Here is a 15794-nt window from a genome sequence, read left to right as displayed (position 1 = left end):
GTGGCAGTTTCTTAGGTTAACCTAACCTAACTCTGATCTTGAGTCGACCGTGGATGGGGTCATGCATGAACGAACAGGTCGTCAGCTCGCCGATCTCCTACGACGATCTGCGCGCCGCGGTCAGCCGGCTCGCTGAGGTGCCCGAGAGTCGAGTGACCGAGGACGCCGATCTGCTCCGTCTCGGCTTGGATTCGATCCGGTTGATGCGCCTGGCCGGCTGGTTGCGCCGGCAGGGCGTTCCGGCCCGATTCGCCGACCTGTCCGGCCGCGAGACCGTCGGCGAGTGGTGGGAGCTGGTCCGCGCCATGCAATCCGGCCACGACGGCACGGGCGTCGGCGAGAACGGCGCCCGCGGTGATGCCACGGGCGGCATCGAGGTCCCTGGTCGCGGCGAATCCCATGCCGGCGGGAGCGTGCTGGAGCCGGTCGACGAGTCCGCGCCGTTCGACCTCGCGGTGATGCAGCACGCGTTCTGGATCGGCCGCCGGGAGGGCCAGCAGCTCGGCGGGGTCGCCGCGCACTTCTACACCGAGTTCGACCGCGAGCCGAACCGCCCCGGCAGCGAGTTCGACCGGGAGTCGAACGGCGGTGGCGCCGGCCTCGACCCCGCTCGCCTCGAGGCCGCGGTCCGCGATCTGGTCGCCCGGCACGGGATGCTGCGGGTGCGGGTGGGCGACGACGGGCGGCAGCGGATCGCCGACGAGCCCGCGTGGACCGGACTGCGGATCCACGACCTGCGCGGCCTGCGGGCCGCCGAAGTGCAGCGGCGGCTCGAGGAGGTCCGTGACCGGCTGTCCCACCGGGTGCTGGACATCGCCTCCGGCGACGTCTTCGACGTCCAGCTGAGCCTGCTCGACGACGGGGCCAGCCGGATGCACGTCAACCTGGACATGGTGGCCGCCGACGCGATGAGCCTGCGGACACTGCTGGCCGACCTCGCCGCGCTCTACCACGGGCGCGAGGCCGAGTTGGCCCCGCTGCGCTACTCCTACCCGCGTTACCTCGCCGAACGGGAACCGGTGCGGCGCGCGGCGCGCGACCGCGCGGCGGCCTGGTGGCGCGAGCGGCTGCCCGACCTGCCGGGCGCGCCCGCGCTGCCGGTGACCGCTGACGACGCCGGCGGCGGTCCTACGGTCACCCGGCGGCATCACTGGCTTGCGCCGGACCGCAAGCAGCGGCTGGCCGAGCGGGCCCACGAGCGCGGGCTCACCGCGGCGTCGGTGCTGGCCACCGCGTTCGCCGAGGTGGTCGGCCGGTGGAGTTCCAGCGACCGCTTCCTGCTGAACCTGCCCGTATTCGACCGGGAACCGTTGCACGACGACGTCGACGCGATCGTCGGGGACTTCTCCAGCTCGGTCCTGCTCGACGTGGACGTCTCGGAGACGGCGGCGTTCGCCGACCGCACCGCCCGGATCCAGAAGGATCTGCGGGAGGCGATGGGCCACGCCGAGTACACCGGCGTGGAGGTGTTGCGCGACCTCACCCGCGCCGCCGGCGGCGAGCCGGTACTCGCCCCAGTGGTGTTCACCAGCGCCCTGGAGCTGGGTGAGCTGTTCGCGCCCGAGGTGCAGAGCTGTTTCGGCCGCCCGTCGTGGATCATCTCGCAGGGCCCGCAGGTGTGGCTGGACGCCCAGGCCACCGAACTCGACGGCGGTGTGCTGCTCAACTGGGACGCCCGGGACTCGGTCTTCTGCGAGGGTGTGCTGGACGCGATGTTCGCCGCCTATGTCGAGCTGGTGGAGGAGCTGCTCGACGACGGCGCGGCCTGGGACCGCCCGGCACCGTCGCGGCTGCCTGCGGCGCAGCGGGCGGTGCGCGATCGGGTGAACGACACCGCCGGCACCGGGCGCTCCGGACTGCTTCACGAGCGGTTCTTCCGGCTGGCCGCTGCGCGGCGGAACCGCACGGCGCTGCTGTGGGGAACCTCAGGCACGGCGACATCCGGAACCATGACGTACGGGGAGCTGTCCCGGCGGGCTCGCCGGGTGGCGGCGTTGCTGGCCGCGCGCGGCGTGCGGCCAGGCGACTGCGTGGGCATCACCCTGCCCAAGGGGCCGGAGCAGGTCGTGGCCGTGCTCGGTGTGCTGGCCGCCGGCGCGGCATACGTGCCCTCGGGCGTCGATGTTCCGATGAGTCGCCGCGCCCAGGCGTTCCACGCGGCCGGCGTCGGCGTCGTGCTGACCGATGACGCGCATGCCGCCCGCGACGACTGGCCTGACGGGGTGGTTCCGGCCCCGATGTCCGCCGCTGCCGGGCACGCGCCGGTGACGTCGATCGTCGGCGTGGACGGCGAGGCCGTCATGTATGTGCTGTTCACCTCCGGCTCGACCGGCGTGCCCAAGGGCGTGCTGGTGCCGCACCGGGCGGTCGCCAACACCGTCGACGCCGTGAACGACTTCTTCGGCATCGACGGCTCCGACCGGACCATCGCGCTCTCGGCGCTGGACTTCGACCTCTCCGCCTATGACCTCTTCGCCTTCTTGGCCGGCGGCGGCAGCGTCGTGATGCTCGACGAGTCGCAGCGTCGCGACGCGCATGCGTGGGCCGAGCTGATCCGGAACCGCGGCGTCACCGTGGTCAGCTGCGTGCCCGCGCTGCTCGACATGCTGCTCGTCGCGGGAACCGAGCATCTTCCCGAGTCGCGCCTGCGGTTGGTGATGCTCGGCGGCGACTGGGTCACCGTCGACCTGCCGGACCGGTTGCGGGCGCTGGTGCCGGAGTGCCGGTTCGCCGGGTTGGGCGGGATGACCGAGGCGGCGATCCACTCCACGGTGTTCGAGGTGGACCGCGTCGACCCGGCCTGGCGAGCCGTGCCGTACGGCGTGCCGCTGGCCAACATGCGATGTCGGGTGGCCGACGCGCGCGGGCGCGACTGCCCGGACTGGGTTCCGGGCGAGCTGTGGGTGTCCGGTGCCGGGGTGGCGCACGGCTACCAGGGTGACCCGGTCCGCACGGCGGAGAAGTTCGTCGAGTACGGCGGGCGGCGCTGGTACCGGACCGGCGACCTGGCCCGGTACTGGCCCGACGGCACGCTGGAGTTCCTCGGCCGTGCCGACCACCAGGTGAAGATCCGCGGGCACCGGATCGAACTCGGCGAGATCGAGTCGCACCTCGCCTCGCACCCTGGTGTGGACAAGGCGATCGCTGCCGTCGTCGACGGCGCCGTCCGACGGCTGGCGGCCGCCGTGGTGCTGAGCGCCGGCGCCGCCTCGCCCGCGGAGCTGCGCGAATGGCTCGCCGACCGGGTTCCCGGGTACATGGTCCCCGAGCAGATCCAGGTGCTGGACGCCCTGCCGATCACCGCGAACGGCAAGATCGACCGCAAGGCTGTGCAGCGCGTGCTGTCCGCCGCCGGTGACGCGTCGGCCCAGGGCTTCGAGCCGCCGTCCGGGCCGGTGGAGGAGACGGTGGCCGCGCTGTGGGCGCAGCTGCTCGAGGTGGACCGGGTGGGTCGCCGGGACGGGTTCTTCGCGCTGGGTGGGGACAGCCTGCTGGCCACCCGGCTGATGAACCTGCTGGGCGAGGCCGGCCTCGGCGGTGCGACCCTGACGGCGCTGTTCACGACGCCGACGCTGGCCGACTTCGCCGCCACGTTGACGCCGGGTGAACAGGCGGCGCAGCAGGTGCTGCGGCCCGACCCGGACCATCGGTTCGAGCCGTTCCCGCTCACCGAGGTGCAACGCGCCTACTGGATCGGCCGCGACCCGAAACTCCCGCTGGGTGGTGTCGCGTCGCACTTCTACCTCGAGCTCGACGGCGCCGGCATCGACCTGGAACGGCTGGAGGAGGCGTGGAACCGGCTGGTGCGGCGGCACGAGATGCTCCGCGCGGTGGTCGGCGCGGACGGCACCCAGCGGGTGCTGCCACAGGTGCCGCGGTACCGGATCGCGGTCACCGACGGCGGCCGACGGCCCGAGGACGCGCTGCGTGAACTGCGCGAGACCACGTCGCACCACGTCGCCGACACGGCGACCGGGCCGCTGTTCGCGATCCGCGCGGTCAGCTACGCCGGCGACGACGGCCGGATGCGGCACCGGATCGGGGTGGGGTTGGACAGCATCGCGCTCGACGGGCGCAGCGTCATGGTGCTGTTCACCGAGTGGGACGCCCTCCACCGCGACCTGGACGCGTCGTTGCCGACGTTGGAGATGTCGTTCCGCGATTACGTCGTCCAGGTCCGCCCGGACCCGCAGCGGGTGGCCGCGGCCGAGGAGTATTGGCGCACCCGGCTGCCCGAGCTGCCGCCGGCGCCCCGGCTGCCGCTGGCCGTCGAACCCGACCAGGTGGCGGCGCCGCGCTTCCGCCGCTCGCACGCTCTCGTCGACGCCCAGCGGTGGGAGCTGCTCGCGGAGCGGGCCCGCCGGCACGGGATCACCCCCACCGCCGTGCTGCTCACCGCATACGCCGAGGTGCTGGCAGCGTGGAGCGGCCAGCCGGACCTGACCGTGAACCTGACCCTGTTCGACCGGGACGACGTGCATCCGGACGTCAACCAGGTGATCGGCGACTTCTCGTTGCTGCTTCTGGTCGGATGCCGCGCCGGGACCGGCGAGAGCTTCCTCGGCACCGCCCGCCGGGTGCAGGAGCGGCTGTGGCGGGACCTGGACCACCGGGAGGTGTCCGGGGTGCGGGTGCTGCGGGAGCTGGCGCGCCGCCACGACGCGACCGTGGAGGCGATGCCGGTGGTGTTCACCAGCGTCCTCGGCGTCGGCGACGACGCCTCGCTGGAGCTGTCCGAGGCGTTCCCGGCGCCGGTCTACGGCGTGACCCAGACGCCGCAGGTGTGGCTGGACCTGAAGGTCTCCCAAACCCGTGCCGGCCTGGCGATCGACTGGGACTCGGTCGACGAGCTGTTCCCGCCCGGGATGGCCGACGCGATGTTCGCCGCCTACGTGGAGCTGGTCGAGTGGCTGACCGGAACGGAGTGGGACTCGCCGGCGCCGGCGGTGCTCCCGGCCGGGCAGTCGGCGGTACGCGACCGGGTGAACGCGACGGCCGGCCCGGCGCCGGAGTCCGCGCCGGGCGGTGGGCTGCTGCACGGCGGGTTCTTCGTGCGTGCCGGCCAGGCGCCGGACCGGCCGGCGCTGGTGTGGGACGGTGGCGAGCTGTCCTATCGGGAACTGGCCGCATGGGCGCTGCGGGTGGCGACGTGGCTGGTGGACCGCGGTGTGCGGCCCGGTGACGCGGTGGCGGTGAGCCTGCCGAAGGGCCCGGGCCAGGTGGCGGGGTTGCTGGGCGTGCTGGCGGCCGGAGGGATGTACGTCCCGGTGGGCGTGGACCTGCCGCCGCTGCGACGAGAGCGGCTGGTCCAGAGCTCCGGGGCGGTGCTGGTGCTGGACGATCTCACGGCCGCCGCCGACGCCGCGCCGCTGGCCGAACCGGTCCCCGTCGACCCGGCACAGCTGGCCTACACCATCTTCACCTCGGGGTCGACGGGCGAACCCAAGGGCGTGCAGATCGCCCATCGCGCCGCGGTGAACACGATCGACGACGTGAACACGCGGTTCGGCATCGGGCCGGACGACCGGGTGCTCGCGGTGTCGGCGGCCGACTTCGATCTCTCGGTCTACGACATGTTCGGGCTGCTGGCCGCCGGCGGGGCTGTGGTGCTGATCGGTGAGGACGAGCGGCGCGACGCGCAGCGGTGGGTGGAGCTGGCGCACCGGTACCGCGTCACCGTCTGGAACACGGTGCCGGCGCTGCTGGACATGCTGGTCACCGTCGCCGAGACCGACACTGGGCTGCCGGAGTCGCTGCGGCTGGCGATGGTGTCCGGTGACTGGGTGGGCCTGGACCTTCCGGGGCGGGTGCGCACCCTCGCGCCGGGCTGCCGGTTCGTCGCCCTGGGCGGAGCGACCGAGGCGTCGATCTGGTCCAACGCGTTCGAGGTGGAGCGGGTCGATCCGGCGTGGTCGTCGGTTCCGTACGGCTACCCGCTGCGGAACCAGTGCTTCCGGGTGGTGGACGGGCGCGGTCGCGACTGCCCGGACTGGGTGCCGGGTGAGCTGTGGATCGGCGGCACCGGGGTGGCCGAAGGATATCGGGGCGACCCGGAACGGACGGCGGAGAAGTTCGTCGAGCACGACGGGCAGCGCTGGTACCGGACCGGCGACCTCGGCCGGTACTGGCCGGACGGGACACTGGAGTTCCTCGGCCGGGCCGACACCCAGGTGAAGGTCCGGGGGCACCGGATCGAGCTGGGCGAGGTGGAGGCCGCGCTGGCCTCCCACCCGGCGGTGGCGCAGGCGGTGGTCGTCGCTCCGGGCGAGCGGGATCGCAAGCGGCTGGCCGCTTTTGTGCAGGCGGACGAGGGTGTCGCCGAGGTGCTGCCGGGCTTTCTGGCCCAGCGGCTGCCGGCCCACGCCGTCCCGGGCAGGATCGTTGCCGTCGACGCCTTCCCGCTCACCGCGAACGGCAAGGTCGACCGGGCCGAACTGACCCGCCGCGCGGGCCGCACCGGCGCGGCGGGCGGGGGCAGGGACGGCACCGGCGTCGGGGACCGCGACGGGGAGACCAACGCAGCCGGGGCGCGGTTCGAACCGCCGTCTGGACCGCTGGAGGAGGCGCTGGCCGGGCTGTGGGCCGAGCTGCTGGGCGTGGACCGGGTCGGCCGCACCGACGGGTTCTTCGCGCTGGGCGGGGACAGCCTGCTGGCCACCCAGCTGGTGAGCCGGCTGCCGGCGGCCGGGATCGCCGGTGCGGAGCTGGCGAACCTGTTCCTGTCGCCGACGCTGGCCGGATTCGCCGCCACGCTCGCGCCCGGACAGGTCAAGAACGCACCGGCCATCCGGCCCGATCCAGAGCATCGGCATGAGCCGTTCCCGCTGACCGACGTGCAGCAGGCCTATTGGATCGGACGCGACCCCGCGCTCCGGCTCGGCGGCGTGGCCGCGCAGTTCTACGTCGAGTACGAGCACACCGACCTCGACGTCGGGCGGCTGGAGGAGGCGTGGAACCGACTGGTGGCGAGGCACGAGATGCTGCGCGCCGTCGTGGACGCCGACGGGACCCAGCGCATCCTCCGCGCGGTCCCGCCCTTCCGCATCCGCGTCGTCGATCTCGACCCGGGCCTGCCCGGCGACGTCACGGAGGCCGAGCTGGCAGCGGTCCGCGAGCAGATGAGCCGGGCGACACTCGACGCGTCGGCCTGGCCGCTGTTCGACATCCGGGTGGTGCGGTACGGCGACGGCCGGGCCCGTCTCTGCACCGTGCTGGACAACCTGATCGTCGACGGGCTGAGCATCCTCACCCTGTTCGGCGAGTGGGACCGGCTCTACGCGGACCTCGATGCCGACCTGCCGCCGATCGGTCTGTCCTTCCGCGATTACCTGCTGCAGGCGCGCCCGGCGCCGGCCGCCGTCGAGCGGGCGCTCGACTACTGGCGGGACCGGATGGCGGACCTGCCGCCTGCGCCCCGGCTGCCGCTGCGGACCGACCCGGGCGGGCTCGACGCTCCGCACTTCCGACGTCGCGATGCGCGGCTGGACCGCTCGACCTGGCAGCGGATCACCGAGCAGGCCAGGCGGCACGGCCTCACCCCCTCAGTGGTGGTGCTGGCCTGTTATGCCGACCTGATCGGCCGATGGAGCGAGCAGCCGGAGCTGACGGTCAACCTCACCCTGTTCGATCGGCAGCAGATCCACCCGGACATCGACCGGGTGGTCGGCGACTTCACGTCGCTGCTGCTCGCGGCCTACCGGCCCGAGCCGGGGGAGAGCTGGCTCGCGCGCGGGCGGCGGTTGCAGGAGCAGATGTGGCGGGACCTGGACCACCGCGACGTCTCGGGGATCCACGTGCTGCGGGAGCTCGCCCGGCGGCACGACGCCACCGTGGAAGCGATGCCGGTGGTGTTCACCAGCATGCTCGGCGTCGACGACACGCTCGCCGAGTCCATCCGGTGGCCCGATCACACCCGGACCCGGACACCGCAGGTGTGGCTCGACCACCAGGTGATCGAACGCTCCGGTGAGCTGCTGCTGAGCTGGGACTCGGTGGACGAGCTGTTCCCCGCGGGCCTGATCGACAACATGTTCGCCGAGTACCAGGCGGCGCTACGCGGCCTGGCGGAGGCGGACTGGGAGACGGCCGTCGTCCCCGCGGTCGTGGGCGGACAACCCGGGCCGACACAGACGACTCGTCGCGTCAATGACGCTGGGAACGCCGGGCACGACGGGGATCTCCAAGCCGGCGAGGATCCCAGAGCCGGCGAGGAACCCCCCTCGTTCGAATCACCCGTCGGTGCGGCCGAGATCGCGGTGGCGAAGCTTTGGATGGAGCTGCTCGACGTGGACCGGGTCGGCCGCGAGGACGGGTTCTTCGCGCTGGGCGGGGACAGCCTGCTGGCGGCCCGCCTGGTGAGCCGGCTCCGGGCGGCAGGACTGACGGGTGCGCGGTTGGCGAACCTGTTCGCGTCCCCGACGCTGGCCGGATTCGCCGCGACGCTCACGCCGGGCCGGGCCGAGACCGCGCCGGAGATCCGGGCGGATCCCGAGCATCGGCACGAGCCGTTCCCGCTGACCGACGTGCAGCAGGCGTACTGGATCGGCCGCCGGGACGACTTCGTCCTGGGCGGCATCGCGGCGCTGTTCGCCACCGAGCGCGAGTACACCGACCTCGATGTCGGGCGGCTGGAGGAGGCGTGGAACCGGCTGCTGGCGCGGCACGAGATGCTGCGCGCGGTCGTCGCCGCCGACGGCACCCAGTACGTTCAGCGCGACGTTCCGCGTTACCGCATCCCGGTCGTCGAACTCGGTCCGGACCTGGACGACGACCAGGTGGAGGCGGAGCTGACCGGGATCCGCGAGGAGATGAGCCGCGCCACTCACGATGCGTCGGCCTGGCCGCTGTTCGACATCCGGGTGGTGCGCTACGGCGACGGCCGGGCCCGGGTCGCCGTGGTCTTCGACACCATGATCGTCGACGGGCTGAGCATGCTGACCCTGTTCGCCGAATGGGACCGTCTCTACGCGGACCCGGATGCCGAGTTGCCGCCGATCGGTCTGTCCTTCCGCGACTACGTGCTCCAGTCCCGGCCTGACCCGGAGCGGCTGGCCGCCGCCGAGGAGTACTGGCGGACACGGGTGCCGGAGCTGCCACCGGGTCCTCGCCTGCCGGTCCGCGTCCGGCCGGAGCAGATCACCGCGCCGCGCTTCCGCCGCCGTCAGCGGCACATCGACGCCGCGAGCTGGCGGATCCTCGTGGGCCAGGCCAGGCGGCACGACCTCACCCCGTCGGCGGTGCTGCTGGCCTGCTACGCGGAGGTACTGGCGGCCTGGAGCGGTCAACGGGAGCTGACGGTCAACCTCACCCTGTTCGACCGCCGGCCCGTCCACCCCGACATCGACAAGGTGCTCGGCGACTTCACGTCGCTGCTGCTGGTGGGACACCGACTCGACGAGGACGACAGCTGGCTCGCCCGCGCCCGACGGCTCCAGCAGCAGGTGTGGCGGGATCTGGACCATCGGGAGCTGTCCGGCGTGCGCATCCTGCGAGACCTGGCCCGCCGCGACGTGCGGCTGGCCGAGGCGGTGCCGGTGGTGTTCACCAGCATGCTCGGCGTCGACGACGGCCTGGCGAGGGCGGTGCGCTGGCCCGACCACGCGTCGTCGCAGACGCCGCAGGTGTGGCTCGACCACCAGGCCGTCGAGCTGGCCGACGGCGTCCTGCTGAGCTGGGACTCCGTCGACGAGCTGTTCCCCGACGGCATGGTCGACGAGATGTTCGCCGCCTACGACGCCACGCTGCGGCGGCTCATCGACACGGACTGGGCGCTGCTGGCGGCCGGGCTGCCGCCCGGGGTCGCCGCCGCGGTGCCCGACGATGCGCTCTCCGACGAGGGGACGGACGCCGCGTCGCGAGGCGGGTCAGCACGCGGCGAGCCGCCTCCGGCGGAGCACGCGTCCACCGTGCCGCATTCCTCCGAGCCGCCGGCCACCGCGCTGGAACGGGAGCTGGCCGACCTCTGGCGTGACGTGCTGGGGCAGGCCCCGGCAGGCCGGCTGGACAACTTCTTCGCCCTGGGCGGTGACTCGCTGGCCGGAACCCGGATGGTCTCCAGCGCGGTCAAGCGCTACGGCGTCGACGTGTCGTTGCGGGCCTTCTTCGCCGCCCCGACCGTCGCCGACCTGGCCCGCAGCATCGATGACCAGCTCAAGGCAGCCGAGAGCACGGAGGACGGCATCATATGAACGTCAGCGATCTGGTCACCGAGTTCGAGCAGCTCGGAGTCCGGCTATGGGCCGACGACGGCCGGCTCCGGTACCGGGCGCCGCGCGGCGTCCTCACCGAGGAGCGCAAGGCCACGCTGGTCGAGCACAAGGCGGACCTGCTGGCCTACCTCGACGCCGACACCGCTGAGCTGGTCTCCGACCCGGCCGGCCGGCACGAGCCGTTCCCGCTGACGCAGATGCAGTCCGCCTATCAGCTCGGTCGGCACCAGGTCTTCGACTACGGCGGCGTGGCCTGCACCGGTTACCTGGATATCGCCTACGACGGCGCGGTATCGCCGGACGACCTGGAGCGGGCCTGGAACCAGCTCGTCCGGCGGCACGACATGCTGCGCGCGGTGGTGCACGGCGACGGTCACCAGCGCGTGCTGCCCGCGGTGGACGAGTACCGGATCCCGGTCACCGACCTGCGCGGCGCGAGTCCGGACGCGGTGGAGACCCACCTGGACGCGGTCCGGCGCGAGCTGACCGGCACGCCGGGCTCCACCGAGACGTGGCCGCTGTTCGCGCTGCGTACCACCGTCACCGATCAGGCGACGCTCCTGCACCTGCTGGTGGAGCTGATCGTGGTCGACTCGGCCAGCGTGCAGCTGCTGCTCGGCGAGCTGGACGCGCTACTGCGCGGCCACACACCACCGCCGCTCGACGTCACGTTCCGCGACTACGTGCTTGCGGAGCGGTCGCTGCGCGCCGGGCCCAGGTTCCAGCGGGACCGGTCGTACTGGCTGGACAGGATCGACGACCTGCCTCCGGCGCCCGAGCTGCCCGGCACCGGCCGCGAGGAGCCGGCACCGGGTGCCGGGCCGGTGCGGTTCCGGCGGCTGGACCGGCAGCTGTCCGCGACGGAATGGGCCGGGCTGCGCAAGCGGGCCGAGCGGAACGGCGTCACCGCGTCGGCCGTCCTGCTCACCGCCTACGCGGAGACGGTCGGCCGATGGAGCCGGCACCGGCGGTTCACCCTCAACCTGCCGGTGTTCAACCGGCTGCCGCTGCACGAGCGGATCGGGTCCGTTGTCGGCGACTTCACCTCGGTCAACCTGTTGGCCGTCGACCTGGACGCCGCACCCACCTTCGCCGGCCGGGTGGCCACGGTCAGCGGCCAGCTCTTCGATGACCTCGATCACCGGCTCTTCTCCGGGTTGGACGTGCTGGCCGAGCTGACCCGCCGCCACGGCAGTCCCGCGCTGATGCCGGTGGTGTTCACCAGCACCATCGGCACCGGAGCGGCCACCGAGGCGCCACTGGGCCGGTTCGTGCACGGCGTCACCCAGACGCCGCAGGTCTGGCTCGACTGCCAGGTGGTCGAGAACGCCGACGGGGTGCTGCTGGCCTGGGACGTCCGCGACGACGTGTTCCCGGACGGGCTCGCCGCCGACGCCTTCTCCTCGTTCGCCGACCTGGTCCGCAGGCTGGCCACGACCGACGAGGCATGGGACGACGCGGCGCCGGTCACGCTGCCGCCGGAACAGCGCGCGCGCCGGTCCGAGGTCAACGACACCGCGGCGGCGCTTCCCGACCATCTTCTGCACGATCCGGTGCTCGCCCGGGCGGACACGACGCCGCAGCGCGTCGCCGTCATCGACACCCGGACCACTATGACCTACGCCGAGCTCACCGCCCGCGCCCGGGCCGCGGCGCGACGGCTGCGCGGCGCCGGCTGCCGGCCGGGCGAGCGGGTGGCGATCTGCATGGTCAAGGGCGCAGACCAGATAGTCGGTGTGCTCGCGGTGCTGCTGGCGGGCGCGGTTTACGTGCCGGTCGATCCGGGGCAGCCCGCCGCCCGCCGGGACCGTATCCTCGGCTCCGCCGGGGTGCGGTTCGCGCTGACCCAGTCCTGGAGCGGAACCGCAGATCAGCTGCCCGCAGAGGTACGGTCGATCGCGGTCGACGACATCGCCAGCCCTCACATTGAATCCGCGCAAGGCGACCAGGGAAAGTGGGGAGGGGGAATTTCCCGGCCAGGGAAGGCTCGGGCATCGGCCTGTGAGGAGCCCTGCGACGATCTGGCCGCGGGCGAGGCCGGGAATTCCCCCTCCCCACCGCCCGGGTCGCCGGACGACCCCGCCTATGTCATCTACACGTCCGGCTCGACCGGCGAGCCCAAGGGCGTGGTGATCAGTCACCGCGCCGCCGCCAACACCATCGAGGACATCAACGCCCGGTTCGACATCGGCCCGGATGACCGGGTTCTCAGCGTGGTCAACCTCGGGTTCGACCTGTCCGTCTATGACATCTTCGGCGTGCTCGCTGCCGGCGGCACCGTCGTCCTTCCCGACCCGGAACGGCGCGGCGACCCGTCGCATTGGGCCGAGCTGATCGACCGGCACGGCGTCACACTCTGGAACACCGTGCCGTCGCAGCTGCAGATGCTCCAGGACTACGCGGACAGCGCGGCCGGATCGGACCGGCTCGGCACGCTGCGGCTGGCGCTGCTCTCCGGCGACTGGATTCCCGTCGCCCTGCCGGACCGGGTCCGGGCCACCGTGCCGGATCTGCGGGTGGTGAGTCTGGGCGGCGCCACCGAGGCGGCGATCTGGTCGATCTGGTACCCGATCGCAGAGGTCCGGCCGGAGTGGCGCAGCATCCCGTACGGGACCCCGCTGACCAACCAGAGCTTCCGCGTCCTCGACGACGCCCTGCAGGACCGGCCCGACTGGGTGCCCGGGGAGCTGTACATCGGCGGGGCCGGGCTGGCGCAGGGCTACCTCGGCGACCCGGAGCGGACCAGCCGGCGTTTCATCACCTGCCCGGCCACCGGCGAACGGCTCTACCGCACCGGCGACCTGGGCCGCTACCTGCCCGACGGCACCATCGAGTTTCTCGGCCGGGAGGACACGCAGGTCAAGATCCGGGGCCACCGGGTGGAGCTCGGCGAGATCGAGGCGGTGCTGCGTGCGCACCCGGCGGTGGCCGACGCCGCGGTGCTCGCCGACGGCGAGCGCGAGTCGCGGCGGCTGACCGGGTTCGCCGAGCTGGCTCAGGGTGATCCCGGCACCGACGACGGCGCGGGCGGGGCGGCCGCGGCGCAGGTCATCGACGCAGCGACGGCCGCCTGGACGGCGGCCGAGAACGCCATCGAGGCGGAAACGTTCACCGATCTCATGCAGGGTGTCGACGAGGTGGCCGTGCAGGCCATGGCAGCCCAGCTGCGCGCCGACGGGTTGTTCACTACCCCAGGCGCGGCGCATACCGCGGACGAGATCGCGGCGGCCGTCCGCGTGTCGGACCGGCACCGGCGGCTGCTGCGACGCTGGCTCGACGCACTCGTGGACGCCGGTGCGCTGCGCCTGGACGACGACGGGACGTACCGCGACCTGGCGCCGGCCGACGACGCCGGTCGATCCGCCGCCTGGGAACGCGTCGACGAGCTGGAGCGCCGCGCCGCGTACGGTGCCGAACTGCTGCGGTTCGTGCGCACCTGCACCGGCCGGCTCGGTGAGATGTTGCGCGGCGAGTTCGACGTCCGAGACATCCTCTTCCCCGACGGCGAGTTCGGCGCCGCACACGCGGTGTACCGGGAGAACCAGGTGGGCCGCAGCATGAACGGGGTGGTCGCGGCCGCGGTCCGTCGGCTGGCCGAGCTGCACGCCGGGCGCGCGGACGCCGGTCCGCTGCGGATCCTCGAGGTGGGCGCCGGGATCGCCGGGACCAGCGCCGACGTCGTCGCCGCCGTGGCGGATCTGGAGCCGGACTACCTGTTCACCGACGTCTCGGAGTTCTTCCTGAGCGAGGCGCGCAGCACCTTCGATCGATATCCGTGGATGCGGTACGGGCGGTTCGACATCAACGCCGGTCTGCGGGAGCAGGGCTACCTGCCCAATTCCGCCGACGTGGTGCTGTGTGCCAACGTGCTGCACAACTCCCGGCACGCGGACGACGTGCTGGCCCGGCTGCGCGACGTGCTGGCCCCGGGCGGCTGGCTGATCTTCATCGAGCCCACCCGGCGGCACAACTACTCCCAGCTGGTGTCGATGGAGTTCGAGTTCACCCGGGAGGATTTCGACGACGAGCGTGCCCGCACCGGTCAGTCGTTCTTCACCCGGCACCAGTGGCTGCAGATGCTGGCCCGGGCCGGGGCAGCCGACGCGGTCTGCGTGCCGCCCGAGAACAGCGCGCTAGCACTGGCCGGCCAGGGCGTCTTTCTCGCCCGGTTCGACGACGCCCGGGCCTACACCACGCCCGACGCCGTGCTGGCACACCTGGCCACGCAGCTGCCGGACTACATGGTGCCCCAGTCGATCCAGCTGGTGGACGCGCTGCCCCGCTCGGCCAACGGCAAGCTGGACCGTTCGGCGCTGGCCGCCTGGTCGCCCGGTCCTGGGCCGGGCGCCGGAGCCGCACCGCTGCCGGCCGGCGCCGATCCCGCGGCGGACGATCTGGAGCGGCGGGTGGCCGTGTTGTGGTCGGAGCTGCTCGGCGTCGAGGTCGTCGGCCGGGACCAGGACTTCTACTCGCTCGGCGGGGACTCGCTGCTGCTGTCGCGGATGTTGGGACGGCTGCGCGAGCAGGTACCGGAGGCGGGCGGCCTGGACTGGGCGGTTCTGCTCCGGCAGATGCTGCACGACCCGACCGTCCGCGGGCTGGTCGGATACCTGAGCTCGGCCGGAGACGCGGGCACGGAGGCCGGCGCCAAGCGTTCGCCCGTCGTCGTTCTCGCCCCCGCGCCGGACGACGCGCCGACGTTCGTGCTGGTGCACGCCGGGACGGGGACGCTGCAGCCATACCAGCCGCTGCTGTCCCGGCTGCGGGCCGATCGCGGTCACGGACTTCTCGGCGTCGAGATGACCGACCTCGACCACTACCTCGCGCTGCCGCCGGAGGCGGTGATCGACCGGCTCGCCGCCGGCTATGCACGCGACCTGCTCGAGCACGGCACGAGGTTCACCGTGGTCGGATACTGCCTGGGTGGCCTGCTCGCCACCGAGGTGGCCCGGGCGCTGACCGAGGCCGGGGCCACCGTCGACGGACTGACCGTGATCAGCTCCTATCAGCCGCCGGCGGTCGAGGACGAGCTCATGGTGGAGTACCTGTTCGCGCAGTCGATGGGCGCCGCCCTGGACGCGCTGGGCCTGCCGGCGGACGCCGACCAGATCGGCCGCGCGGTGCGGTCCATTCTCCAGCGCTCCCCGGGGCGGCTCCCTCCCGGCTGCTTGACCGGGCTGGATGGCGAAGACGCGTCCGTCGGTGCGGCGTTCCGAGAGTTCGCCGGCGCCGAGCGGCCCGAGCGACTGGCGGCCATCCACCGGGTGGCGACGGCCGACGGCGCGTACAACTCCGGCAGTTACACCCTCGACGAGTTCACCCGCTACTTCGACGTGTTCCGCCAGAGCATGCTCGCCGTCGCCCGGCATCGCCCCGACCCGTATGCCGGGCCGACGACGCTGCTGCGCAACAGCGGATCGTCGACCCTGCTGCCGGGGAGCCGGGCCGACGTCGCCCGGTTCTGGGAGCGGATCTGCGTGGGCGAGCTGAGCGTGCACGACCTTCCCGGCGATCACTTCAGCTGCATGGCCGCGGCGAACGCGCCCACGATCGCCGCCGCACTCACCGGGGTCCGGCGGTGAGCGG

Annotated in this window: 2 protein-coding genes; both read left to right on the top strand. The window is 72.9% G+C overall.

Translation table 11 applies throughout. From position 1 onward, the window contains the following. The first annotated feature begins 65 nt into the window (after window positions 1-65). On the top strand, window positions 66-10187 hold the full coding sequence (locus G1H10_RS21355) for a non-ribosomal peptide synthetase (RefSeq protein WP_163741527.1): 10122 nt from the start codon (window positions 66-68) through the stop codon (window positions 10185-10187). After that, window positions 10184-15790 (top strand): non-ribosomal peptide synthetase, encoded by a 5607-nt coding sequence (locus tag G1H10_RS34070; RefSeq protein WP_163741526.1) that lies wholly within the window; start codon window positions 10184-10186, stop codon window positions 15788-15790. Before G1H10_RS21355 ends, G1H10_RS34070 begins: the two co-directional genes overlap by 4 nt. Window positions 15791-15794 lie beyond the last annotated feature (4 nt).

It is taken from the genome of Phytoactinopolyspora halotolerans (genome assembly GCF_010550675.1).
Taxonomy (GTDB): domain Bacteria; phylum Actinomycetota; class Actinomycetes; order Jiangellales; family Jiangellaceae; genus Phytoactinopolyspora; species Phytoactinopolyspora halotolerans.
The sequence above is the reverse complement of the archived record's forward strand: the minus strand, read 5'-3'. Positions and strand labels throughout refer to the sequence as shown.

Coding starts and splice junctions, on each gene's coding strand:
- G1H10_RS21355 (WP_163741527.1), top strand. CDS start 66: ATGAACGAACAGGTCGTCAGCTCGCCGATCTCCTACGACGATCTGCGC.
- G1H10_RS34070 (WP_163741526.1), top strand. CDS start 10,184: ATGAACGTCAGCGATCTGGTCACCGAGTTCGAGCAGCTCGGAGTCCGG.